We start from the raw sequence: 1,147 nt of genomic DNA on the forward strand, positions 1-1,147 counted from the left end.
AAACAACTGACCGATTGACTCACCAGTATCGCCGAATGAGATAGAGTGGATATCAATATCACCCTTGAAGCGCGTATTGATTGCAATACCATCCACAAAAGGATTACTACCAGCAAGCAGACCATCTATATTTAAAACAGCATCTTTAACTGCATAGATTTCACGAATAGAGTGCGCAAAACTAAATGATGAAGTGCCATCCAAACCTGTCAAATCGCCACGCTCATTGTGAATTTCCATGTCAGAAATCTGAACACCGGCAATATCAATATATACATCCAGATCTGTAATCTTAAAGTAACGACCCCAGTATATTTTGGAGTCAGCCTTACCCGTATTACCACCTAGAGGTCCAGATCCATCAAAGCCGTTACCATTGTTCTCAAGATGTAAGTCATCAGGACCTAAGTAACCCTGGATACCTAATTGACTAATCAAGGTAGTTGTACCAGCAGCACCTTGGTCGGGACCCTGACCATCAGTATCTAGACCAGCAGAACCTAGCTCATAACTTGAACTTGCCAAGCCAATTGCATCGATTTCAAGACGAAAGTCGACAGCATGCTCTAGGACTAGCTCTGCAGTATGAAAATCGTCTAATCCAAATCTACCGTCAGCTCTATACTGATCGATACCGCCTTCTGAAGCCCAGCCATCAGTAAAGTCAAAATGGATTACCAAATCACCATCACCATATGTGCGCTTATCGTCAATTACAGCGTTATCACGAGTTGAGTCAATACCGTTTGCAACACTAACAAACGTCGTATCAGTATTCCCATCATTTACATACATCTGAGCAATATCACGCATATTGGAAAAACCATATGCAAGCTCATTATCACCGTCGGTACCATCACCGGCGATGTCAATCTCAAGCCGTAAGTTGTCAAGCATCGTACCTGCAGAGCCCGTACCATTACCCAACGAGTTACCACCCATACGGATACCTTGAATCAACAAATAGCCTGCATCGTGATATGCGAACTCTCCGATCTCCCACTGACTTTCTACATCAAGAGTAAGACCTGCCTGACCCGTGACGTCTTGTAGACTATCTTCATCAAGCATTTGGACTTCGGCCATCACATTTGATGACAAAGCAGAAACTGCCGTCACCAAAGCCAACCTCTTCAAGCCTTTCATT

At 43.6% G+C, this 1,147-nt stretch carries 1 protein-coding gene; it reads right to left on the reverse strand.

The genetic code is table 11. The features are described from left to right. Window positions 1-1,146 (reverse strand): DUF6160 family protein (locus tag A3766_RS00565; RefSeq protein ID WP_068641448.1); only part of this gene is annotated, 1,146 nt, incomplete at its 3' end. Window position 1,147 lies beyond the last annotated feature (1 nt).

Source organism: Oleiphilus sp. HI0132 (assembly GCF_001635845.1).